The organism is Actinomycetota bacterium, from assembly GCA_019347675.1.
In the GTDB taxonomy this organism is placed as follows: Bacteria; Actinomycetota; Nitriliruptoria; order Nitriliruptorales; family JAHWKO01; genus JAHWKW01.
This window is the reverse complement of record JAHWKW010000010.1, coordinates 1-21,820: the sequence shown is the minus strand read 5'-3', so window position 1 is coordinate 21,820 and position 21,820 is coordinate 1. Positions and strand designations below refer to the sequence as shown.

22 protein-coding genes are annotated in these 21,820 nt (G+C 68.9%); 4 read left to right on the top strand and 18 right to left on the bottom strand.

All coding sequences use genetic code 11. The annotated features are described in order from the left end of the window. Positions 1-502: 502 nt before the first annotated feature. The 8 genes from KY462_08095 to KY462_08060 form a co-directional block, all read right to left on the bottom strand. Entirely contained in the window at positions 503-2,197 is a 1,695-nt protein-coding gene (locus KY462_08095) for a hypothetical protein (GenBank protein ID MBW3577683.1), read from the bottom strand. Between the two features lie 553 nt (positions 2,198-2,750). After that, positions 2,751-4,232 carry a hypothetical protein gene (locus KY462_08090; protein ID MBW3577682.1) on the bottom strand — a complete coding sequence of 494 codons (1,482 nt, stop codon included), beginning with the start codon at positions 4,230-4,232 and terminating at the stop codon, positions 2,751-2,753. Beyond that, entirely contained in the window at positions 4,232-4,558 is a 327-nt protein-coding gene (locus tag KY462_08085; GenBank protein MBW3577681.1) for a hypothetical protein, read from the bottom strand. Before KY462_08085 ends, KY462_08090 begins: the two co-directional genes overlap by 1 nt. Before the next feature lie 789 nt (positions 4,559-5,347). Further along, complete coding sequence (locus tag KY462_08080) at positions 5,348-6,211, bottom strand: DUF389 domain-containing protein (GenBank protein ID MBW3577680.1); 864 nt, start codon at positions 6,209-6,211, stop codon at positions 5,348-5,350. Beyond that, complete coding sequence (locus tag KY462_08075; GenBank protein ID MBW3577679.1) at positions 6,178-6,630, bottom strand: hypothetical protein; 453 nt, start codon at positions 6,628-6,630, stop codon at positions 6,178-6,180. Before KY462_08075 ends, KY462_08080 begins: the two co-directional genes overlap by 34 nt. Before the next feature lie 53 nt (positions 6,631-6,683). Continuing rightward, positions 6,684-7,226 carry a bacterial proteasome activator family protein gene (locus KY462_08070; GenBank protein MBW3577678.1) on the bottom strand — a complete coding sequence of 181 codons (543 nt, stop codon included), beginning with the start codon at positions 7,224-7,226 and terminating at the stop codon, positions 6,684-6,686. Between the two features lie 63 nt (positions 7,227-7,289). Beyond that, positions 7,290-7,718 carry a hypothetical protein gene (locus tag KY462_08065; protein MBW3577677.1) on the bottom strand — a complete coding sequence of 143 codons (429 nt, stop codon included), beginning with the start codon at positions 7,716-7,718 and terminating at the stop codon, positions 7,290-7,292. A 64-nt stretch (positions 7,719-7,782) separates the two neighbouring features. After that, complete coding sequence (locus KY462_08060; GenBank protein ID MBW3577676.1) at positions 7,783-8,091, bottom strand: DUF4870 domain-containing protein; 309 nt, start codon at positions 8,089-8,091, stop codon at positions 7,783-7,785. Positions 8,092-8,544: 453 nt separating this feature from the next. Between KY462_08060 and KY462_08055 the strand changes: the two genes are divergently transcribed. Then, entirely contained in the window at positions 8,545-9,267 is a 723-nt protein-coding gene (locus tag KY462_08055) for a lytic transglycosylase domain-containing protein (GenBank protein ID MBW3577675.1), read from the top strand. A 34-nt stretch (positions 9,268-9,301) separates the two neighbouring features. Here the strand turns inward: KY462_08055 and KY462_08050 are convergent, their stop codons facing one another. Next, positions 9,302-10,066 (bottom strand): LLM class F420-dependent oxidoreductase, encoded by a 765-nt coding sequence (locus KY462_08050; protein ID MBW3577674.1) that lies wholly within the window; start codon positions 10,064-10,066, stop codon positions 9,302-9,304. A gap of 149 nt (positions 10,067-10,215) precedes the next feature. Between KY462_08050 and KY462_08045 the strand changes: the two genes are divergently transcribed. Continuing rightward, positions 10,216-10,473: a hypothetical protein gene (locus KY462_08045; protein MBW3577673.1), complete on the top strand. Its 258-nt coding sequence runs from the start codon at positions 10,216-10,218 to the stop codon at positions 10,471-10,473. A 187-nt stretch (positions 10,474-10,660) separates the two neighbouring features. Beyond that, positions 10,661-12,319: a heme o synthase gene (locus KY462_08040; GenBank protein ID MBW3577672.1), complete on the top strand. Its 1,659-nt coding sequence runs from the start codon at positions 10,661-10,663 to the stop codon at positions 12,317-12,319. Between the two features lie 3 nt (positions 12,320-12,322). Here the strand turns inward: KY462_08040 and KY462_08035 are convergent, their stop codons facing one another. The 8 genes from KY462_08035 to KY462_08000 form a co-directional block, all read right to left on the bottom strand. Next, positions 12,323-12,964 (bottom strand): cupredoxin domain-containing protein, encoded by a 642-nt coding sequence (locus KY462_08035; protein ID MBW3577671.1) that lies wholly within the window; start codon positions 12,962-12,964, stop codon positions 12,323-12,325. Between the two features lie 4 nt (positions 12,965-12,968). After that, entirely contained in the window at positions 12,969-13,820 is an 852-nt protein-coding gene (locus KY462_08030) for a cytochrome c oxidase assembly protein (GenBank protein ID MBW3577670.1), read from the bottom strand. Beyond that, the gene (locus tag KY462_08025; GenBank protein MBW3577669.1) at positions 13,820-14,158 is read right to left on the bottom strand and encodes a cytochrome C oxidase subunit IV family protein; all 339 of its coding nucleotides are present in this window, start codon (positions 14,156-14,158) and stop codon (positions 13,820-13,822) included. The genes KY462_08030 and KY462_08025 overlap by 1 nt, the downstream gene beginning before the upstream one ends. A gap of 30 nt (positions 14,159-14,188) precedes the next feature. Next, the gene (locus KY462_08020) at positions 14,189-14,719 is read right to left on the bottom strand and encodes a cytochrome c oxidase subunit 3 (GenBank protein MBW3577668.1); all 531 of its coding nucleotides are present in this window, start codon (positions 14,717-14,719) and stop codon (positions 14,189-14,191) included. Positions 14,720-14,817: 98 nt separating this feature from the next. Then, positions 14,818-16,746: a cytochrome c oxidase subunit I gene (gene ctaD / locus KY462_08015; GenBank protein MBW3577667.1), complete on the bottom strand. Its 1,929-nt coding sequence runs from the start codon at positions 16,744-16,746 to the stop codon at positions 14,818-14,820. A gap of 23 nt (positions 16,747-16,769) precedes the next feature. Then, positions 16,770-18,014, bottom strand: coding sequence for a cytochrome c oxidase subunit II (coxB, locus tag KY462_08010; GenBank protein MBW3577666.1), 1,245 nt, complete (start codon positions 18,012-18,014; stop codon positions 16,770-16,772). A 144-nt stretch (positions 18,015-18,158) separates the two neighbouring features. Continuing rightward, positions 18,159-18,863 carry an ABC transporter permease gene (locus KY462_08005; GenBank protein MBW3577665.1) on the bottom strand — a complete coding sequence of 235 codons (705 nt, stop codon included), beginning with the start codon at positions 18,861-18,863 and terminating at the stop codon, positions 18,159-18,161. A 74-nt stretch (positions 18,864-18,937) separates the two neighbouring features. Continuing rightward, complete coding sequence (locus tag KY462_08000) at positions 18,938-19,867, bottom strand: ABC transporter ATP-binding protein (protein ID MBW3577664.1); 930 nt, start codon at positions 19,865-19,867, stop codon at positions 18,938-18,940. A gap of 130 nt (positions 19,868-19,997) precedes the next feature. On the opposite strand from KY462_08000, the gene KY462_07995 reads away from it, so the two are divergent. Further along, entirely contained in the window at positions 19,998-21,161 is a 1,164-nt protein-coding gene (locus KY462_07995; protein ID MBW3577663.1) for an AI-2E family transporter, read from the top strand. Positions 21,162-21,311: 150 nt separating this feature from the next. On the opposite strand, the gene KY462_07990 is transcribed toward KY462_07995, so the two are convergent. Further along, positions 21,312-21,820: HNH endonuclease (locus KY462_07990; protein MBW3577662.1), on the bottom strand; the 509-nt coding region annotated here is incomplete at its 5' end.

Below are 21,820 nucleotides of genomic sequence, written 5' to 3'. Positions count from 1 at the left end.
GCAGCTCGCAAGCGGTTCCACCTGATCGACGCTGTCGGTGGACAGTGGCAAAACGGCGCGGGTAGGTGACAGGAACGACGCACGTCGTGGGCCAGGACGGCTTTCTCCGAGCGTTTGACGTGCTTGACCGACCACGGCGCGGCGGAGACGTCGCTACTCGTCAGCCGAAACGTGAAGGATTTACGCGACGGCGCACTCAGCACACGAACCACGTGCGTCCATCCACGCTAGAGTAAATCGGTCGGTGCAGCCCCTCCGTCGTACGCAGGTTGATCGATCGACCGCGCCGGCTGCTCCATCCCCTGCTCGCGCGCCTCACCGACGACCGGGCTCGGCCCTCCGTTGTGCACCTCCCCACTGGAAGCCGCCGCCGGCATTCCCGGGGGCGGCTCGCGCTCGGGCGAGCGAGCCGTCGCAGAGAGGCCACCATAGACGTCTTGCAGCGGCCTGCCCTCCGGATCCACGTTCAGAAAGCGTTCGTCCACCTCTCCACTCCTCTGGGCTAGCGAAATGTCGAGTACCGGGCCTCGAAGCTGAGAGTTTCCGAGCTCATGTTCCTAATCCTGATCCAATAGGTGATGAACCCAGCGCTGGGGCGTTCGGTCTCGACCGTCCACGTGATCTTCGGTCCCCCGCCACTCACGGTCGTTGGACGCACCGTCCAGTCCACGTTCAAGTCGACCGGCCAACTGTGGGTGAACCAGAGCTGCGTCTGGCCTGGGCTAAGGGTACCGGAGAATTGGGTTCCCGAGATCCTCAGGTCGCTGGTTCGGATGAAATGCCGGTGGAGGTTCGCATAGCCGCCACCTGTCAGCGCGCGGACCTGCGACGGGGTGAGGTCGACACGCAGCGGCCCCAAGGTGGTGTCGACACGCCCGAGTGCCTTCGTCGCTTCATGGAAATCTCGCTCGAAAGCGAGGCGTAGGAAGTCCACTCGGTCGACCAGGTCATGGACTCTGCTCATGTCGCCCGTGAGAACGACAAAAGCGTTCTTGAACAACTTAGGTGAGGTCGCGACCTCCGGCACGCGCGTGCCCTCGGCCCATACGATGTTCTGCGCCGTCAGGCGCTTCGTCGTCGCCGAATACGTATTTCCCGAGACTTGGGAGATGTTCGAAAGCAGACTGAAGTCACCGACGTCTTCCGGCCCCAGCAGACCCATGAGGTAAAGGTCAAGGTTGCAGTAGCTACGTTCGGCGCTCGTTAGCGTGACGCGGTCGAAGTTGCCGTTTTGGGCAACCCAGTCGTAGATATCGTAGTCCATCGGGGATCGGTCGTCATCGAAGGCGTAGTCCCAGTGAGCCCATCCTCCAAGCATGTGGTCGTTCATAAGCGGCCCGCTTGCAGCGTCGCGATAGCGCGCAAAGGCACTCCAGCGGTGTCCTTGCTCTTGCAGCATCACATATCGCCACAGTGAAAAGTGTCCCTGATTCAAGAACATGATTCCCTGGAGTACGTTCGACCCGTAAGCGGCGCGGTTGTTGAACGCCCCTAGGCCGATCCCCTGCGTGTCGTTGAAGACGAACGAGTACCACGAGGAGCCACCCTGAGGAGGCATGCCGTGCGCGGAGTCGGTGAAGAAGGTGACGAAGTCGTAGATGTCCGGCTGAACGGTCCGTAATAGCTTGTAGGCGCGGACCCAGTCGACCTGCTGCTGCCCATTGATCGTTCTGATCAGGGTTCCATCGTCCTGAATCACGGCGACATCACCGAACTCCTGGACGCCGCCGCCGTGTAACTGAACGTCTGGCTGTGCCTCTGCTTCTGCCGTCCATTGTTCGTGAAGCCGAGCCCAGTCGACGAACATCATGTCGTCGGCGTGGCGATGTCCCTCGACGAATCCTTGGGGCTCGCGTGGGGCATCCGGTCCAAAGGGTTGCCAGATGTCAGTGGTCACGCTCTTGAACGTCGGCGGGATGAGGTTCTTCTGTGACACCTCGTTCTTTGGCAGCTTTTGCTTCACGTATACGATGAGGGCCGGCTCGTCAGTGTGGGGGACGCCCCCCTTTCGCTTGCTCCCAATGCCGACGCCGATGACGTTAGGATCGTGGTAGAAGGCGGCCTTGGCCTCATCGAGCAACGCAACGACATCGGTCTCTGCCGGGATGCGCGGTTCCGATCCAACAATCACTGCACGATCTCCTACGCGAGATGACCCAGGCGGCTGACGCTGGCTGACCCGCCCGCGCAGCGACATCCAGCCAACCCGGATAGCCCTCGGCTGGTCCCTGCGGTGGTTGCGAAAATGGTAAGGATCCTGGCAATCACGGAGAATGATGCTAGCCACGCGGCCTGGGGGGTGTTGCGCCCTCAGCCGACGCCGGTCTGGGGAAGCGTCTCCAGCGGTGGGCGGCGTCTCGTCGCATGATGCTGCGACGAACGTCGCTCGACCTCTGTATTCCTTTGCGCGCATCGCCGCGATTCTTGAGTTGGCGTCGGGTAGAGCGCTCACCCCGGGACGGACCGAGCGGGGCGAGTCGTCGGCAGAGGCCGCGCAGATTGCGACGCTGGCGACCCACCCGGCCAAGGTCTACGGGGTGCGCCCGAGTCGCTGACAGACGCGTGGCCCACCCGGGCGCCCGCGTTGGGCTCCGACGCCGCCGGACTCCACCAGCTCCGCGCGCCGACGCGACGCTTCCCCGCGCCGTGCAGCTGTGCCTCGATGCGACCGCCTTCGTCCGAGCGTGCCGCCAGTCGGCCCTGAGCTGCTCGCCGCAAGCGCTTCCGTTACCTTCTGCGGGCACGCCGGGTCACTTCTGGGGTCGGTTGGCCGGCCCCGACCGCATGAGCCGCTCCATCACGTCGCCCGTGGTGAGCCCCGCGAGGCCCGAGATTTCGGCGCCGATTGCTTCGAGGTCTGCTCTGACGTCCTCGGACTCCGACAGCTCGGCCAGGATCCGGATCAGGGACAGGCCGCGCTCGACGTCCTCATCGGTGACAGTGGCCTTCTCTTCTCGAACCAGCCGGCCGGCGCGCTCGATGAGGACAGCTGCTTCCTCGGAGAGTCGTTCATCGCCGAGCACAACGCCAACCAGCGGAAGCTGCACGCGTTCGAACAGGGCGATCCACCGGCGTCCCGCGGCGGTCGTTGCGAGGAGGTCGTCCCGCACATGCCTCAGCGCGGAGACCTCCGCCTCACCCCCGAGAAACCGCGTTCCGATCAGCTCGATGGCACAGATGCATTGCTGCATCAGAGCCAGCATTCCCGACTTGGCGTCCCTTTTGATCAGCGTGGGGTCGGCCGGATGGAACGATTCCCGCACGTCCAACGAGCCCCGCACGTCCCTCGCCCAAGGCCCGGTCTCGAACGTGTAGGAGTAGGTCTTGCGGAGGCTGGGGTCGGCGATGTGGCGGCTGTAGGCGTAATCGCTGTGCGTTCCGGTCGTGGGGTAAAGAGCGACGCTCGGCTGGTTGGTGTAGACCCGCCCCCGCACCGCGGCGATGGCGTCGACGATCCGCTGTCCGACCGTCTGGAACCTCAGGAGGTCCCGCGGGGTCATGTACTCCTGGTACCCGACCTGGCCGATCGGCGCGCACGTACTGCTGGGCAGGCCAGTGAACCGCTTGGTCGAATCGACGGTCTGCGTTACCGCATGCCCCCACGGGTACAGGATGAGCTCGGAGAATGAGTGCACGTCGGCGAAGCAGTCGATGCGACGCGTATCGAGTAGGTGCTTCACGTTGCGCGTCTCGGGCTCGCTGAAGGCCGCAGGTCCCACGTAGACGTCGCTACAGGGCGAGCAGGAGGTCTGACCCTGAGTGACTCCCCAAAGCATGTCGAGGTTTCGGTTTAGATCGACACCGTCGCAAGGCGTGCCCGGATTGTCCCGCCGGTTCTTGCGCCAGAGATCGTCAACGGTCATGACGTGGTGACGGCCGTCGGGGTTGGAGCAGGGCAACAACCAGAGGTCTAGCGTTTCGAGGATGATCTGGACGTCGTTCGCGGTCCAGGTCCGTCCGCCGTAGACGATGTCGGTGCCGAGGGCGTAGCTCACCAGGAGATCGACCGCGAGCTCGACGATCGCATCGGGATTCATCAGTTCTCGGGCATGGGTACCTCCGACCAGGAGGACGCCGCGGCGATCCTCCCCATCGCCGGCGCGCATCCGCAGGGCGTGGACGGGGCGCCCCTCGACCGACGGCTCCGGGAGCTGGAGCCTGGTGAAGAACTGGGGAAACCAATCAGCCAAGAGCCCGGTGAGGAAGTCCAGTTGGGCGATCGTCCGGTACATCAAGACCCCTCTCGCCGCTCGATGCCCTCGACCTGATCCTCCAGCCACGCCCTCACGCTGTCGTCATCCATGACGAGCGCGGGATCCAACGGGGCCACCGTCAACGCTCTCACGAGGTGGACCTCGTAGCCACGCGCGACCAACCGGACGGCCTCGTCGGCGGTAATGAGTACCCGGACGCCGCCCTCAGGATCCGGGATGCGGTCGAGGTCGAAATCGGCCACGTCCTCGAGCGCAAGCTGGTTGTCCCCGGGATGGACGGTGGCCTCCAGGCGCAGATTCGGCGCGGCGTGTTGGGCTTCGGTCTCTCGCGAACCGGCGTTCATGGCCTCCTCCTCGCCTCAACGACGTGCCCCGAGTACATCCTCGGGCCGCGCTCGGCGTCAACCGGGAACGGCCCATGCTCCTGTCCGATGTGGGGCGGTCAACAGAGCACCGACCGCGACGCCATGCGTCTTCCTGAAGCCAACGACGGCCGAGGTCACCGAGCATGCGCGCCGTGCAGGCACGCCAGTACCGGGTGACCGGAACGACGCGATCCGTGTCGGGAACCACGCGTCGGTCAGCCCCAGCGACACCGTGACCGTCTCCCCGAGACGCCAGGTCCGTCAGCGGTGGCGCACCACGGGCGGCGCCGCGAAGGAGGATCTCGCGCAGCCGGCGTCCCGAGGCCACACACCGCCTGCGCTGGCCACGCCATCCGCTCCGACGCACCTGGACCGGCGTGGTGCTGATCAGCCGGATCGTGCCGTTCGCCGCCATCGCCGGTGTGTTCCTCGGCATGGACTTCATCGCCTGCACGAGTCCATCGCGATCATCGGGGCCGGCCTCGGCACGATGCTGCCGAACGTCCAGGTCGTGTTCGTCAGCATCATCGCGATCTTCGCCTTCGGCGAACGACCGCACGCCGCTTTCTGGGGCGCGCTGGTTCCGGTCCTGGTTGGGGTGTGGATCCTCGGCGTGGGCGGCGAACCCATCGCCGCGGGAGGGTCCAAGCTCGTCGGCGTCGGGCTCGGCGTGCTGGCCGCGTCGGCAGCCAGGTCCTCGGCTGGCGCTCACCAGCCCGGCCCCGATCGCGGCGACCTGTTCGGCCCGCAGACGCGGATCAGCGGCGCTCAACCAGCGCCAGGCGGCGCGTGCACGGTCACGTCCACCAGCGGCACGGTGTCGGCGAACCGCCCCGCGACGTGCGTGCGGATCAGGTCGGCGTAGGCCTGCTCGAGCTGGTCGGTGGACCGGTCGGTCGCGGCCCGCTCGAGGTCGACATCGACCAGCAGCCGTTGGCCACCCGCGATCCGCTGCGTGGGGACGGTGGTGTCGACGCCGACCAGGTCGACGTCCCCACGGCCCTCGAGCAGCGATTCCACCGTCACCGATACATCGCGTGTGAGCGAGAAGCGCTGGAACGCCTGTCCAGAGACGAACTGCACGGCGAGCAGGGCGGCGACGACCAAGGCAACAATCGGCAGTCCCCGCGTCAGGTACCCCTCACGGACGTCTGCGGCGCGACGGCTGGCTGGCGTGACCCCGTACCACCGGAACACCAGTGCCGCGGTCAACGTGATCCCGACCAGCTGCAGGGCGACCACGAACACCGCACTGGCCAGCAGGTCGGTCCGGCCGAGAACTGCTGCCATGCCGATGCCGCCCGCCGGGGGCGCCAGCGACGCGGCGACGAGCATGCCGACGGCGGCGCCCGAAACCAGCGAGCTGTGCTCCGACTGCACCAGGTAGGTGGCGCCCGCCACCCCGGCGGCGAGCGGAAGCAGCACCGCCACGTTCGACACCGTCAGCACGTCCGTCGCGAGGTCGGTGATCCGCTGTTGCTGCGTGACCGCCGTCAGCACGCCGGACGCCATTGCGGTCGCGGCGATGCCCGCTGCGTACCGTGTGACCGCATGGCGGAGCAGGGTCGGGTGCCCGCTCGCGAGCGCCAGCGCGGTGTTCATGGCCGGCCCGGCGAAGGGCGCCAGCAACATCGTGCGGTCAGCAGGTAGACGACCTCGGTGTAGAGGCCGGTCCACACCACGACCCCAGCGGTGATCGCGAAGCTGAGGAACCCGCGCCACGACCCGGCACTCTCCTGTCCGGCCAGCACGATCTCGATCGCGCTCCGCGGTGTGACGTCGAGCAGCACCTCCGATGGCTTGTCCGCCGGCGGCTCGACCGCGAAGACCGAGGTCGACGGGACCGTCGCCTCGAGCGGCCCGGTTCGCTCGGCGACTCCGATCAGCTCCTCGACGACGAAGTTGGGCACGGTGGCCGTGACCACCTCGACCTCGTCGCCGTCCGCGTCGTGCGCCAGCGCCCGGCTGATCGCCACCCCGCCGCGTTGGGCGGCGGCGCGGACCACCTCGGCACCTCGACCCGGCGGCACGTGCAGGGATACCTCACGCATGTCGGCCTCCGGTTGGGTCCGGCCCTCATGGAGCGAGCTCGGGCGCGCCGCCGTTACAGGTACTGGCCGGACGCTCCCTGCTCTGGCGCATCAGCCCGACCTGGTCGCAGCGCCGGCTGCTGCCGGACGCGAGCGAGCTGCTGCTGCGCCGCCGCCAGTTGCTGGCTCGCGATGGACGCCTGGACAGCCTCGAACAGGCCATCGAGCCAACCCACGAGCTGGGCGTGGATGATCCGCAGCTCCGAGGGCGTCGGTGGATCCTCGGCCGCCAGGCGGTGGATCACCATCTGGGACAGCTCGTTGCGGAGGTCGTCGGACAGCACATCGCGGAGACCTTCGATCGAGCGGTTGTAGATCTCGACGAGCCGACGCCGGCTGGCCTCGTCCAGCTCGACCTCGCGCAGTTCGACGAGCAACCGCTGGATCATCGTGGCGATCCGGATCAGCTTGGCGGGATGCTCGATCTCCTCGTCGGAGTGGCGCTGGTCGCCCTCGTCGTCGAAGGGGACCACCACGAGGCCGCTGTCGTCGTCACCCTCTTGCCGCGCCTCGTTGACCGCCCGGGCGGCACGTTCCAGCTCGCTGCCTTCGCCCACGACCTGTCACCTCCTGCGGCCTGTACAGGCAACGGCGCGCGGGCGATGCCGTCAACTTCCGAGTCAGCCGGGAGGCCACCCGTCGTCGGGCGACCAGCCCTTGAGGATGTCGGGGGGCTCCTCGTCGAACTGGCGGAGGTGGGCGGCCAGATGTTCGTAGACGCCGGCGACGTCATCGGCGGGAAGATCGACGCGGTAGTCCTGCGGCTGGAAGCGGGTCGCCGCCAGAATGTTCATGGCGCTGCGGACCCCTTCGAGCACGACCCGGAACTGGCCATCGATGACACGGTGGTGAGGCAGCTTGTAGGCCTGCTTCTTGTGTGGTGGGTCCTGGTTGTCCGACGACGTGTCGTACCAGGCATGCGCCGCAGCCATCGCGTCCCAGCCGCCCTCGTCGAGGAGTTCGTTGGTGTAGTCGGTGGCCTTGGACGACCAGTCCCACTCCAGGTCGCGATCGGCCTTGGGTGTCTCGTGCGGCGCGGGCGCGGTCATCGCTCGCCGTCCTGTCGTTCGCACCGGTGGGCTGTGAGCGCCGCCAGCCCACGACGTCGCGGCGTCACGACACGAACCGGATGGTCAACGGGTAGCGGTAGTCCTCGCCGTTGGCGGCGCGGACAGCCGCGACGATCGTCAACACCAGCCAGGCGATCCCCAGCGCGACGAGGAGCGGAATCCCGATCAAGACGAACGCCAGGATCACCCCGATCGCAAGGTAGATCAGGACGGAGATGTTGAAGTTGAGCGCCTCCGTGGCGTGCGCCCGGATGAACGGATGGTCGTCGCGCTTGATCAGCCACACCACCAGCGGGCCGAGCAACGCCAGCGCCACCCAAGCGCCGAGGAAGGCGCTGAGGTGCGCGGCCATCGCCCAGTTGCGAACCTCGCTGGACAGGTCCGACGGGCGCCCGGCCGGGTTGGAGCCGGCAGACGGCGACCCTTCCGACGGCAGTTGCGCCCCGCACGCGTGACAGTGCTGCCCGTCGGGCGCGGCCACGAGCGTGCCACAGGCGGGGCAGGTGCGGTCCATGGCGACCAGCGTAGTTGCCGCCCCGCCCGCCAACACCACACGACACCACACCCAGACGACACCGCGGCCGGTCGGTCGCTGCGCGCCCCGGCCCCCCGTAGTCTCGCCGCCATGTTCCGCCCCGCCGCCCTCGCCATGGTCTGCGCCGCTGTCGTGGCGTGCTCGCCGGGGCCAAGCGACCGCGCCGGCCCGCCCTCGCCACTCGCGGCCGAGACGACCTCCCCCGCGGCGACCGGATCCCCGGAACCGTCGCCGACCCCGACCCCGACCGGCCCGATACCACCATCGGACGTGTCGCCGTTCACCCACCCGGACGAGCTCGCCGAGGCCCTGGCCACGGCCGAGACCGCTCTTGCGTCGCCCGATGCGTCCGACGAGGCGACCCGGGCGTGGGCGTGGCTCCAGCAGCAGGCGTACCGCGACCTGGTCGTCAACACCGAGTGGCGACCGACCGCGAAGGGGGCACTTCCCCCCGAGTTCCACACCGCGTTCGACCTGAACGTCCACGCCGGCACCCAGCTGCGCAAGCTCACCAAGCCCCGCGAGGAGCTCCCTGACTGGCGGATCGTCCCCGCCCCGCCGGTCGACGAGCTGCGGGCTCACTACGACGCGGCGGCGGCGGAGTTCGGCGTCGACTGGTCGTACCTGGCCGCGATCCATTTCGTCGAGTCGCGCATGGGCCGTATCCGTGGGACCAGCACCGCCGGAGCCCGCGGTCCGATGCAGTTCATGCCCGCGACCTGGGAAGCGTACGGGGAGGGCGACATCGACGATCCTCGCGACGCGATCCGCGCGGCAGCCCGGTACCTGGTGGCGCACGGTGCGCCCGGGAACATGCGCCGGGCGCTGTACGCCTACAACCGCAGCGAGCTGTACGTCGACGCGATCGAGGACCACGCCCGGGTGATGCGCGAGTACCCGCACTACTACCGCATCTACTACAACTGGCGGGTGTACTACATCACCGTGAACGGCGACCTCATCCTCGAGGAGGGCTACGGGGTGCCCAGCTGAGGTCGAGGTCGCCGCTGGACGCCGCGCGTGTCGCTCAGCCGGCCGCGGCGAGCGCGATCAACCGCTCGACCGGCTCGAGGTCGTAGGGCGGGGCGAGGCTGACGATCACGTGCCGTGCGCCGGCGTCGAGAAAGGCCCCCACGTCGTCGATCTCGTGAGGCTGGAGGAGAGCGGTGCGGACGACGTCTGCGGGATCGCGGCCGATCTCACGACAACGCTCGTCGAGGATCCCGCTCTTCCGCGCGTACCGCTCGGCTGGTCCGAAGGCGTTCCACCAGTCGGCGTGGGCGGCCACCAGACGCAGGGTCACCTGTTCACCGCCGCCGCCCACCATGATCGGCAGATCGCCTTTGGAAGGGGGGTTGAGCCGGTGCAGGCGGTCACGGACCGTCTCGAGTGTCGTGGCGAGGTGGTCGAGGCGGGTGCGTGCGTCGGGGAAGCCGTAGCCGTACTCGACGTAGTCGCGCTGCGCCCACCCGGCACCCAGTGCCAGCACCACGCGACCCCCCGACAGGTGGTCGATGGTGCGGGCCATGTCGGCCAGCAGGTTGGGGTTGCGGTACGCGGCGGACGTGACCAGGACGCCGATGCGTGGGCGGCTGGTCACGACCGCCTTGGCGGCCAGCAGCGACCACCCTTCGAAGTTCGGGCCGTCGGGGTCGCCGGTGATCGGGAAGAAGTGGTCCCAGGTCCACAGGCTGTCCACCCCGACCTCCTCGGCGCGCCGCCAGGCGTCCGTCAGCTGCTCGATGGTGGTGTGCTGGGGCCACAGCTGCGCACCGACCGCGAACCTCGCCACGTGGCCTTGCTCCTGGACGCGTCTTCGAGCGAGCCTAGGCACGACCACCTCGACGCCGCCCTCTGGGGGCGGCCGCGTCGCTCGGTTCGCCCGGCCGATGGGCGTTGCGTAGCCTTCGGGGCATCTCACCCGTCGCGCACGGAGTCACCGTGTCCACCGACCTCGGCGAGCGCCCCGTCGCCACGTCGACCGAGCGTCACCGGCATCGCTCCTGGCTGCTGCTGGCTGCCGCCGGGTGGAACGCCTACGTGTGGCTGACGCGACTGGGACTGGTCCTCGACGGGCAGAACACCGGCCGCTTCAGGATCGTCCACGGCATCCTGATCGCGGTGTCGTTGGGGTTCGCGGCTGCGCTGGCGGTGGTCGGCTGGCGGATGCGCCAGGAGGCCCGAGGAGACCGACGGTGACCCGCCTGCAGAAGCTGGCCACGTCGACGTTCGCGGTCACCGTCCTGCTCGTCGCGATCGGCGGGTTCACTCGTGGCAGCGGGAGCGGCTACGGCTGCAAGGACCGTTGGCCGTTGTGTCACGACGGACTCCTCGGCGGACTGCTGCCCCGCCCGGAGTTCCACATGGTGGTCGAGTGGACGCACCGATGGTTCGCGTCGATCGCGGTGGTGTTGGTGGCCACCACGACCGTGTACGCCTGGCGCCACCACCGCCGCGACCGTGCCGTTCGCTGGGCCGCCACCGCGGCGCTCGCCGCGATCGTGGTCCAGGCCGGCTTGGGTGCGGTGGTGGTCATGAACGACCTCAACGCCGACACCGTCTCGCTGCACCTGGCCGTCGGGATGGTCCTCCTGGGGCTCCTGGCCGTCGTCGTCGTGGAGGCCGCCTTCGCTGGCGGGACGCAGCCCGTGCGCAGCGGCGTCCCCGATCCCGGCTGGCGGCGGATGCTGACCGTTGCGGCCGCGTCGGTGTACGCGGTGATCATGCTGGGCTCCCTGGTCCACGACGAGTACGTCGGGGGCTACCCGCTCGTCGACGGCCGGCTCGTCCCCGACCTCACCGACCCGGTGGTGGCCGTGCACACCGCCCATCGTGGCGCGGTCGTGATCGTGCTGGCGTTGCTCGCGGTCCTCGCCGTCGAGGTGCTGCGGCGTCGGCGGCCGCGGGCCGAGGTCCGTCTGGTTCACACAGCGCTGGGGTTGTTCGTGGTCAACACGGCGCTCGGCGCCGCTCACGTGTTCACGCAGGTCAGCTCGACCGGGCTGGTGGTGGCCCACCTGCTGGTCGCCAGCCTCGCGTGGTGCAGCATGGTGGCAGCGGCCACGGTGGCGCGCCGGTCCAACGCCCGTGTCGCTGCGACCAGCCTGGCCGTCGAGCCGGTCGAGGCCCCGGCGTGACCAGCCGCGCGGACCCCCTGCAGCTGCCCCGGACGGCACCACGAAGGCGGCGTACCATCGTCTCGGCGTACGTGGCGCTGACCAAGCCGCGGATCATCGAGCTGTTGCTGGTCACCACTGTCCCGTCGATGATCGTGGCCGCCGGCGGATGGCCGGGGACGTGGCTGGTGGTCGCGACGCTGGTCGGCGGGACCCTGTGCGCGGCCAGCGCGAACACGATCAACAACTACCTCGACCGCGACATCGACCAGCTGATGTCACGCACCCGCTCGCGGCCGCTGTCGCAGCAGGCGATCACCCCCCGGGCGGCACTGACCTACGGCGTGGCCCTCGGGATCGTCGGGGCCGTGTGGCTGGCCGTCCTCGTGAACCTGCTAGCGGCCGCGCTCGCGACCGCCGCGATCGTCTTCTACGTGTTCGTGTACACGATCGGCATGAAGCGGCGGACCAACCAGGCGGTCGTGATCGGCGGAGCGGCGGGATGCGTGCCGGTCCTGACCGGCTGGGCGGCGGTGACCGGGACGCTGCACGCCCCCGCCTGGGCGCTGTTCGCCATCATCTTCTACTGGACGCCACCCCACTTCTGGACGCTGGCGATGAAGTACCACGATGACTACGCCGCTGCGGGCGTCCCGATGCTCCCGGTGACCCACGGCAACCGTGAGACCAGCCGCCACGTGCTGCTGTACTCCTACCTGCTGCTGGCGGTGACCCTGGCGTACTACCCGATCGCGCAAGCCGGCCTGGTGTACCTGGGCGGGATCGCGGTGCTGGACGCGGGCTGGCTGGTGCTCGCCCACCGGCTGCGGCGTGACCCATCGATCCCCAACGCCATGCGCCTGTTCCACTACTCGACCGCGTACCTCGCGCTGGTGTTCACGGTCGCCGCCGTCGACGCGCTGGTGTGAGCGCTACTCGAAGACGACGGTCCCCGTCATCTGCTGCGGGTGCACGCTGCAGTTGAAGTAGTAGGTGCCGGGCTCGGGCGGTGGGAACTCGTAGACGCGCTGGTCGACGCCGTTGAAGGTCTCCCCCTCGAATATCGGCTCGTCGATCAGCGGCTCCTCCTGGTGGATCGGGTAGATGTAGACGTTGTGGGGGATGTTCTGGTCGTTGTTGATGAAGAGGATCGCCACCTCCTCGTCGTCGGCCGGGAGGGTGATCTCGTCCTGCTCGAACTCGATCCCCTCCGCCACGACCTCCACGGCGTCCTCGGGGATGCAGAAGTGGCACTCTCGGTCAGCGACCCGCACCACACCCTCAGCGAGCGGGATGGCCCCGACCGCGACCAGCCCCCCGACCAGCAGCGGGAGCACGCCCGCGAAGACGATCACCATGCGCTTGGCGCGGGTGAGCTCCTCACGTCGCGCGTTGGCGATCCCGAACGCAGCCAGGATCCCGGCAGCCACCACGGTCGCGATGGTCAGCGACACCTCGACGGGGTTGAAGAACAGGATCATCCCGAAGAGCACGGCGGTGATCGCGACCAGCGCCAACAGCCCCAGGGGGACCAGCAGCGGCAGCACCAACCGGTCGCGGACGTCGGGCTTCATCTGGTCAGCTCCAGCTGTTGGACGGGCGCGGGTCGGCGTCGCCGGCGTGCAGGCGTGCACGGTCGGCACGTTCCTCGGCGTTGGCCCACCGGAAGAACATCACGGTCAGGATGCTCCACAGCAGCAGGCCGCCGCCGACCTTCATGATCAGCCCGGCGAGCTGCATGTCGTCACGTGGTGTCAGCTGCCACAGCCGCGGCGTCGTCTCGTAGAAGCGGTACAGGGTCCGGTCCCCGAAGGTCAGGAACGACGCCGGGACCGTCGGCAGGATCGTCTGGACGAACAGGAACAGCATCTTGCCGGGGGGCCCCAGGCGCCCCGCGACGTCCGGGAGCGGGCTGTACAGCACCGACCACATCAGGAACGCCGCAGCCAGAAACGCCCAGTGGATCGCGGCGTGCGCCGGCTCGGACGCCACCATGATGTCCACCACCGCCGGCCAGTGGATGAACGCCAATGCGACGTTGAACGCGACCGCGGCGATCAGCGGCCGGGTGAGGCTGCGGTAGGTGCGGCCCACCGCACCACGGCCGAGGACCAGCTCCCCCAGCCACCGCGGCGTCCCGAGCAGGATCAGCGGCGGGACGACGAAGCCGAGGATCAGGTGCTGCACCATGTGCGCCGCGTACAGGTAGCGCTCCCCGAGGTCGTGGACGGGCCAACCCAGCGCCACCCACAACGACACGACCCCGAGGACGAACGCGACCTTCTGGCGGGGTGTGGCCGGCTGCTCGGCCGGCGACGGGTGGAACAGCCGGCCCCAGCGGCGGACGGCGTAGCCGTAGGCGACCAGAGCGGCGACCACCACCGCGACCACCTCGGGGTGCAGATGGAAGGTCCACGGCGACTCGACCATCAGTTCCCGGCACCTCCACCTTCCGGACCGACGGCGAAGACACCCAGCACCAGGAGGAACACCGTCGTGGCGAGGATCAGCCCGAACAGGAACACCCGGCGGAACATCCGGCTGTCGTACCTCAGGTGCATGTAGAAGCCGACCACCAACGTGAACTTCGCGATCGCCATGCCGGTCAGTCCTCCCCACAGCGCCCAGCCCGGCAACCGGAAGAAGTAGGTCATCACCTCCGCGGCGGTGATGATCGCCAGGACGATCGCGATGTTGACGTAGTCGCGCGGCGTGGGGTGCGCCGCGACGTGTTGCTCGGCGGGCGTGTGGGTGACCTCGGTCGCCATCGATGCGTCCTTCCGGTGGCTGCGGCGCAGTCAGCCGACGGGGATCAGGTACACGAACGTGAAGATCACGATCCAGACGATGTCCACGAAGTGCCAGTACAGGGCGATCATGTCCACGCGGATGTCGTCCTCCATGGGTAGTCGCCCCAGCCGGCTCAGGGTGTACAGGCCGAGGAGGAACAGGATCCCCACCGTCACGTGGATGCCGTGGAAGCTGGTCAGGAGGTAGAAGCTGGACGAGAACGGGCTGGTCGTGATCGTCATGCCCTCGCTCACGAAGCTGGTGAACTCGAAGACCTGTCCGCCGATGAACACCGTCCCGAGCATGGCGGTGGCAAGCAGCCACAAGCGCATGCGGCCCTCGTCGCGCTTCACCGCCCCGTCGTGGGCCAGCACCATCGTCAGCGAGCTCATCAACAGCACGAACGAGCTCACCGACGTAAACGGGATGTCGAAGATGTCTGTGGGGCCAGGCCCGTTGGCGGTGCGGTCCTTGTAGAGCATGTAGGTCGTGATCAGCGACCCGAAGAACATCGCTTCGGAGGCCAGGAACACCCAGATCCCCAGCTTGCGGTGATCGAGCCCGAGCGTGGTGTCGGGATGCCCGGCCGCGTGGGCCGCCTCGGCGTGCGCCTCAGCCACTCGTTCGCCTCCGTTGGTCAGTGATCGTCGCCGCCGGGTTCCTCCAGCGGTTCGAGCACCCAACCGAAGTACCCGCTGAGGAGCGTCACCACGCCGAGGACGATGAACAGGATCCCCCCGGCGCTCCACTGGTTCGACGCCGGGCCCTGTGGGCGGAGGAACACGATCCCGTAGCCGATCACGGTGATCCCGATCGCCACCACCAGCGGCCAGTACGACGGGTCGGGCAGGTGGATGCCACGCTCGCGGGCGCCGACATCCAGCTGCTCGCCGTCGTCGGCAGCGCCGGCGGGCACGCGGACGGGGCGGCCTTGGGTGTCCTCCTCGTACTTGGTGTTCCACCAGTCGTCGCGGGAGTGCACGATCGGCGTCTCGTGGAAGTTGTGCTCGGGCGTGGGTGACTCCACCGACCACTCCAGCGTCCGACCGTCCCACGGGTCTCCGGTGGCTTCCTCACCGACCCGGTGCGACCTCACGGCGTTGACGATGAAAACCAGCACCGCGAACGCGATGGTGAACGCCCCGATGGTCGACAGCAGGTTCATCAGGTCCCATCCCATCCCGGGCGGGAAGATGTAGGTGCGTCGCGGCATGCCCCACAACCCGCTCATGTGCATCGGGAAGAAGGCCAGGTTGAACCCGACGAACATCGTCCAGAAGTTGAGCTTGCCGAGAGTTTCGTTGAGCATCCGGCCGAAGATCTTCGGCCACCAGTAGTACAGCCCGGCGAAGATGCCGAACATGCCACCGCCGAACAGCACGTAGTGGAAGTGCGCGACGATGTAGTAGGTGTCGGTCTGCTGGTAGTCGTGTGGCGCGATCGCGTGGGTCACCCCCGACAGGCCACCGATGGTGAACTGCGCCACGAGTCCGATCGCGAACAGCATCGGTGCGGTCAGTCGGATCCGGCCGCCCCACATCGTCGCAACCCAGTTGAAGATCTTGATCCCCGTTGGCACCGCGATGACCATCGACGACAACGCGAACCCCGTGTTGGCGATCGGTCCGAGCCCTGCGGCGAACATGTGGTGGGCCCACACGCCGAAGCCGATGAACGCGATCGCGGCACCGGCGAAGACCACGGCGGCGTAGCCGAACAGGGGTTTCCGACTGAAGACCGGCAGGACCTCGGACACGATCCCGAACGAGGGCAGGATCATGATGTAGACCTCGGGATGGCCGAACACCCAGAACAGGTGCTGCCACAGGATCGGGTCGGCGCCCTTGCCGACGTCGAAGAAGTTCGTGCCGAGGATCCGGTCGGCGGTGAGCTCGAACAGGCCGACCGCCAGGACGGGGAGGGCGAACAGCAGCAGGAAGGCGGTCACAAACGTCATCCAGGAGAACACCGGCATGCGTAGCAGCGTCATGCCGGGCGCGCGCAGGTTGAGGATGGTGACGATGAAGTTCACCGCCGACGCCAGCGACGCGATCCCCAGGATCTGGAGCCCGACCGCGTAGAAGTCCATCCCCGGCCCGGGGTTGTACGCGAACAGCGAGTTGGGGGCGTACCCGAACCAGCCGCCCGAGGGCGCCTGCCCGAACAAGAAGCTGGAGTTGAGGAACAGCCCGCCGAGGAGGAACAGCCAGTAGCTCATCGCGTTCAGCCGCGGGAAGGCCATGTCCCGGGCGCCGATCTGGATCGGCATGACGTAGTTCATGAACGCCGCGGTCATCGGCATGATCACGAGGAAGATCATCGTGACGCCGTGCATCGTGAACAGCTGGTTGTACACCTCGGCGGTGAGCACGTCCCCGTTGGGGCCGGCCAGCTGCATCCGGATCAGCAGCGCTTCGATCCCGCCGACGATGAAGAAGGCGAACGCCGTCATGCCGTAGAGGATCCCGATCTTCTTGTGGTCGACCGTCGTCAGCCACCCGACCAGCCCGGTCTTGGAGCTGGGCCGTCGCAACGTGGCGCTGCGCTCGATCGAGGTGGTTGCCATCGGACGTCGTCCTCCCGTTCGCGCTAGCGCTGGACGGTCAAGGTGCGAAGGAACGCGACCAGCGCGTCGATCTCGTCGGGTTGGAGGCCCAGGGGCGGCATGCCGCGGCCCTGTTCCCAATCCATCGGCTTCATGGCAGGTGGGTCCTCCAGCCAGTCGCGCAGGTTCTCGTCGGTGTTGGCGAAGATCGCTCCGGCGAACCATCCCCGGTCCGAGAAGTAGGTCAGGTCGGGGCCGACCGTCGCGGTCGCCTCGATGGGTCCACCCTCGAGGAGCTGGTCGATGCTCTCCTGATCCTCGCCCAGCCGACGCAGCGCCGAGACGTCCTCGGGGTCGTCACCGGACAGTTGGAAGCCACGGATCGTGTGGCATCCGACGCACTCCTTGGTGACGAACAGCGCCTTGCCGGCGGCGACCTGGCCGGTCACCGCGGCGGTGTCGACCGGTTCGGCGTGCGCCTGGGCCCACCGGGTGAACTCGGCCGGGTCGTGGGCGATCACGTGCAGCCGCATGTTGGCGTGGGACAGCCCGCAGAACTCGCCGCACGCCCCGTAGTACTCGCCGGGCTCGTCGGTGTACAGCTTCAGCATGGTGGTCCGGCCGGGGATCACGTCCTGCTTCCCAGCGAGCTTGGGGACCCAGAACGAGTGGATGACGTCCGCGGAGGTCATCCGCAGGACGACCTCCTGACCGGTGGGGATGTGCATGATGTTGGCGGTCGTGAGCCCCTCGTGCTGCAGGTACTCGTACTCCCACCACCACTGGTGGCCGGTCACGTTGATCTCGAGCGCGCCCTCGACGGGGCGAGCGAGATAGAAGATGGTCCGCACGGTCGGGAACGCCACCCCAGCCAGGATCAGCGCCGGCACCACCGTCCACAGTGCTTCCAGCCGCGGGTTGCCGTGGATCTGCTTGGGTGAGGGGCCGCCGTCGTCGCGTTCCCGGAACCTCAGCAGCGCGACGACGATCATCCCCTGGACGAAGACGAAGATCGCGATCGCCACCCACAGTGTGAGGTCCCACAACCGGTCGGCGACGATGGCGTACCGACCGACGGGTTCCAGGTAGTCCATCACACGGAGCGGTTCTTCTATCTCGGTCTGCTCCGCGTTCTCGGCGCAGCCGATCAGCGCCAGCGCCAGCAGCCCGATCCCCGCCGCGACCCGGGGCCGCACGACACGCCAGGCCCTGGGCTGGTGGACGGCGGCACGCGGTGAGGTCGATCTCCTGCTCAGCTGGTTCGGACCCGCACCCGGGCGGCTGCGCACCGTCTGGCCTCCTCACACGGGTGTCGCTGAACCGGCCCGACGCCAACAGTTCGCTGCGGGCCGGGTCGGGACATTACCAGTGGCCTCCGAGTGGTCCGAAACCGGGCGCCGGCCTCCCGGCGGACACCTCCCGGGCGCCGGGTGTCACGGCTCCCACCGGAACGTGCGGGAGGCCACCGCCGCCGCCACCGCTCCCCAGGCCAGCAGGACCGCCAACGGTCGGACCACCAACCGGCCCGGGTCGTCGAGGGCGGCCCGCAGCGCCTCACCCAGCGCCCCGGACGGGAGCGCCCTGCCCAGCGCAGCGAGCGGGCCGGGGAGCGCGTCGGCATCGAACGCCAGCCCACTGATCAGCAGCAGGACGAGGAACAGCGCGTTGACCACGGCCAGGGTCCCTTCCGCGCGGAGCGTCCCGGCCACCAGCAGCCCGATGGCGCTGAACGTCGCCGTCCCGGCCACCAGGGCGACCATCACGGCGAGCACCCCGCCGCCGGGCTCCCAGCCGAGTCCGGCGGCGGCCACGACCAGCACCAGGGTGGCCTGCGCAGCGAGCACCGCGAGCACAGCCAGAGCTTTGGCGGCCAACAGCCCGCCTCGGGGCAGCGGCGAGCCACCGAGGAGCTTGAGCACCCCGTACTTGCGTTCGAAGGCCGTGGCGATCGCCAGCGACACAAGCCCGGTGGACATCACCGAGATCGCCAGCACCCCAGGGACCAGGAAGTCCACCGCGTCGCTGCCGCCGGTGGGCAGGACGTCCTCGACGATCGAGAAGAACACCAGCAGCCCCAGCGGGATCCCCACGGTCACGAGCAGGCTCTCGCCGGAGCGCAGCAGCAGGCGCAGCTCCATCCGTGCCTGCGCCACGACCGCCCGCAGCACCGGCGTCCGGCGGACACCGGAGGGGGGCGGGGCGGCGAGGAGGCTCACGGCGCTGGGTCCTCGTCTCTGGGCAACGGTTCGGCGGTGAGGCGGAGGAAGACGTCCTCCAAGGTGCGGCGTCCCGCCTGCAGATCACCCAGCGGCAGATCGTGGGCGTGCAGCCAGGCGGTCAGCCGCGCGATCAGCTCCGGGGTGCCCGGGGCGTGCACGACGTACCGGCCGGGGCGTTCCTCCTCGACCTTGGCGTCGATCGCGACGGACAACGCGGCGCTGTCCAAAGCCGGCGGGGCGGTGAACCGCACCTCGGGCAAGCCGGCTTCGCGGGTCAGCTCGTCGGGCGATCCGAGGGCGACGAGCACCCCCCGGTCGATGATCGCGACCCGGTCGGCCAGCTCCTCGGCCTCGTCGAGCAGGTGGGTCGTGAGCGCCACCGTCACGCCGGTTCGCCGCAGGTCGCGCAGGATGTCCCACGTCAGCCGCCGCGCCGCCGGGTCCAGGCCGGCGGTCGGCTCGTCGAGGAAGACCAGCTCCGGTCGGCCCACCAGAGCGATCGCGAGCTTGAGTCGCTGCTTCTGCCCCCCCGATAGGTCACGGAAGGCGATCCGGCGCGTGTCGGCCAGACCGACGTGTTCGAGGAGCGCGTCGGGGTCGAGCGCGTCGGCGTGGAAGGCTGCGAACAGGTGCAGGACCTCGAGCGGCCGGGCGGTCGGGTAGACCCCGCCCTCCTGCAACATCAGTCCCAGCCGGGGACGGAGGCGGTCGGGATCGGCGATCGGGTCCAGGCCGAGCACACGCACCGTGCCGGCGTCGGGGCGCCGGTAGCCCTCGCAGCACTCGATGGTGGTGGTCTTGCCGGCGCCGTTGGGTCCGAGGATCGCGAACGTCTCGCCCCGCTCGACCGTCAGGTCGAGCCCGGCGACGGCCACCGTCTCGCCGTAGCGCTTGACGAGGCCGCGGACGTCGATGGCGGGCACGCGGTCTCCGGGTGTTGGGGCGCAGGGCGCCGCCTGGTCAGGCTACCGGCGCCGTCGCACCACCCCGTACGTGTGACTTGTCGCGTGCAACGCTCCGGTCCACCCACCTCCCGCCCCGTAGGCTCGCCCCGTGAACGTGCGCGACGGATCCGGGCTCGACGGGGCGCCGGCCGAGCGGCGCCGGTCGCGGGGCCGACGCTGGAGTGACCATGCGCGGGCAGACGGCGGTCTCGCGGCGACCATCACGCTGGGCGTGGCCGGTGGGCTGCTGCTGACGGGAGTGGTGCAGTTCGTCTTCTCGCGGCTACAGGATCTCCTGGTCGCGGTGGTCGTCAGCCTGTTCCTGAGTTTCGCGATGGAACCGGCGGTGCAGTGGCTGTCCCGTCGTGGCATGCGCCGGGGGTTGGCGACGGCGCTGACGTTCCTGGCTGCGGGGGTGGCGCTGATCGGGTTCATCGCGGCGATGGCCCCGCTGGTGGTGAGCCAGGTGCGCACGCTGATCGGGCAGGGCCCCGAGGTGCTGTCGGGCCTGGCCGACCAGGCGCGACGCCTGCCTGCGGGGTTGGGCGACAGCATCGCCGACTACCTCGAAGGCGCCCCGCTCGCCGGTGCCCGAGCGTCGCCGGCCATGCAGCGCCTCGGCGGCGGGATCCTGGGCTTCGGCACCACCGTCCTGGGAGGAGTGATCCAGACGCTGACCATCCTGCTGGTGACCTTCTACCTGGTCGCGGATGGGCCACGCCTGCGCCGCACGCTGTCATCGCGGCTGCGAGCCGACCGGCAGGCCAACTTCCTGGCGATCTGGGACTTGGCCATCGAGAAGACCGGCGGGTACGTCTACAGTCGCCTGCTGATCGCGGTGGCGTCGGCCGCTTTCCACGCCACCGCCTTCATCATGATCGACGTCCCCTACGCGTTGGCGTTGGGCGCGTGGGTCGGGGTGATCAGCAGCCTCATCCCCGTCGTGGGCACCTACCTCGCCGGATCACTCCCGCTGGCGGTGGCGCTGGCCCGTGACCCGATCGGTGCCCTGTGGGTCCTGCTGGCCGTGGTGGTCTACCAGCAGTTCGAGAACTACCTGGTGCAGCCGCGTGTCACCGCCCACACGCTGGCACTTCACCCAGCGGTCGCGTTCCTGGCCGTGCTGGGCGGTGCGGCCCTCCTGGGCGCGGCCGGGGCGCTCCTGGCGCTCCCAGCGGCGGCGATCATCGCGGCGCTGGTGAGCGCGGCTGGGGCACGCCACGAGGTGATGGAGCACGACCTCGTCGAGGCGCATGGCGTGTCCCGCCGCTGACGGTCGTCGTCGGTGGCACGCGATGACCGCTTCTCGTTCCCAGCCAGCGCGCGACCGCGACAGCCGCGAGGCCGGCAGCCAGCGGGCCGGCCACGTTGGGGACGGCCCGTCCGCGCCGGGCGGGGGCTGGGCGGTGGGCAGACCCGGGGGTCAGGTGGGTGGGTCTCGGACGAGGTGTCGCTGGTCGGGGGTGGTGAAGGTGACGGTGTTGTCGGGGTTCCACCGCACGTTCCAGCCGCCTTCGTGGACCAGCTGGTGACAGTGGTCGCACAGCAGCACGAGGTTGTTGAGGTCGGTGGGGCCCAGATCGGTCCAGTGCACGCAGTGGTGGGGGACACAGATGTGGGCTGGCGCCCCGCAGCCGCGGCAGGCCTTGTCGCGCACGAGCAGGCAGTCGCGCTGGCCGACGCTCGGGGCGCGGGTGGTGCGCCCAACATCGATCGGGACGGACGCGCCGTTGACCACGACCGGGACGATGTTGGCGTGGCAGGCCAGCCGGCGGGCGGTCTCGGCGCAGATCGGGCCGGTGTGGCCCAGGCGGGCGCTGGCGTCGGCGTCGACGGCCTTGTGCAGGGTGGCCACGTCGGTGGTGACGATCACGCGTGCGGGGCGCCCCGCCGTGTCGGGCACGACGTCGGTGGTGATGGCGCGTCGGGCGA

What these genes read in the sequence shown, in the direction of transcription:
- KY462_08095 (MBW3577683.1), bottom strand. Translation starts at nt 2,197, where the DNA reads ATGTCGCTGCGCGGGCGGGTCAGCCAGCGTCAGCCGCCTGGGTCATCT.
- KY462_08090 (MBW3577682.1), bottom strand. Translation starts at nt 4,232, where the DNA reads ATGTACCGGACGATCGCCCAACTGGACTTCCTCACCGGGCTCTTGGCT.
- KY462_08085 (MBW3577681.1), bottom strand. Translation starts at nt 4,558, where the DNA reads ATGAACGCCGGTTCGCGAGAGACCGAAGCCCAACACGCCGCGCCGAAT.
- KY462_08080 (MBW3577680.1), bottom strand. Translation starts at nt 6,211, where the DNA reads ATGTTGCTGGCGCCCTTCGCCGGGCCGGCCATGAACACCGCGCTGGCG.
- KY462_08075 (MBW3577679.1), bottom strand. Translation starts at nt 6,630, where the DNA reads ATGCGTGAGGTATCCCTGCACGTGCCGCCGGGTCGAGGTGCCGAGGTG.
- KY462_08065 (MBW3577677.1), bottom strand. Translation starts at nt 7,718, where the DNA reads ATGACCGCGCCCGCGCCGCACGAGACACCCAAGGCCGATCGCGACCTG.
- KY462_08060 (MBW3577676.1), bottom strand. Translation starts at nt 8,091, where the DNA reads ATGGCCGCGCACCTCAGCGCCTTCCTCGGCGCTTGGGTGGCGCTGGCG.
- KY462_08040 (MBW3577672.1), top strand. Translation starts at nt 10,661, where the DNA reads ATGGTTCGCGTCGATCGCGGTGGTGTTGGTGGCCACCACGACCGTGTA.
- KY462_08035 (MBW3577671.1), bottom strand. Translation starts at nt 12,964, where the DNA reads ATGAAGCCCGACGTCCGCGACCGGTTGGTGCTGCCGCTGCTGGTCCCC.
- KY462_08030 (MBW3577670.1), bottom strand. Translation starts at nt 13,820, where the DNA reads ATGGTCGAGTCGCCGTGGACCTTCCATCTGCACCCCGAGGTGGTCGCG.
- KY462_08025 (MBW3577669.1), bottom strand. Translation starts at nt 14,158, where the DNA reads ATGGCGACCGAGGTCACCCACACGCCCGCCGAGCAACACGTCGCGGCG.
- ctaD (MBW3577667.1), bottom strand. Translation starts at nt 16,746, where the DNA reads ATGGCAACCACCTCGATCGAGCGCAGCGCCACGTTGCGACGGCCCAGC.
- KY462_08005 (MBW3577665.1), bottom strand. Translation starts at nt 18,863, where the DNA reads ATGGAGCTGCGCCTGCTGCTGCGCTCCGGCGAGAGCCTGCTCGTGACC.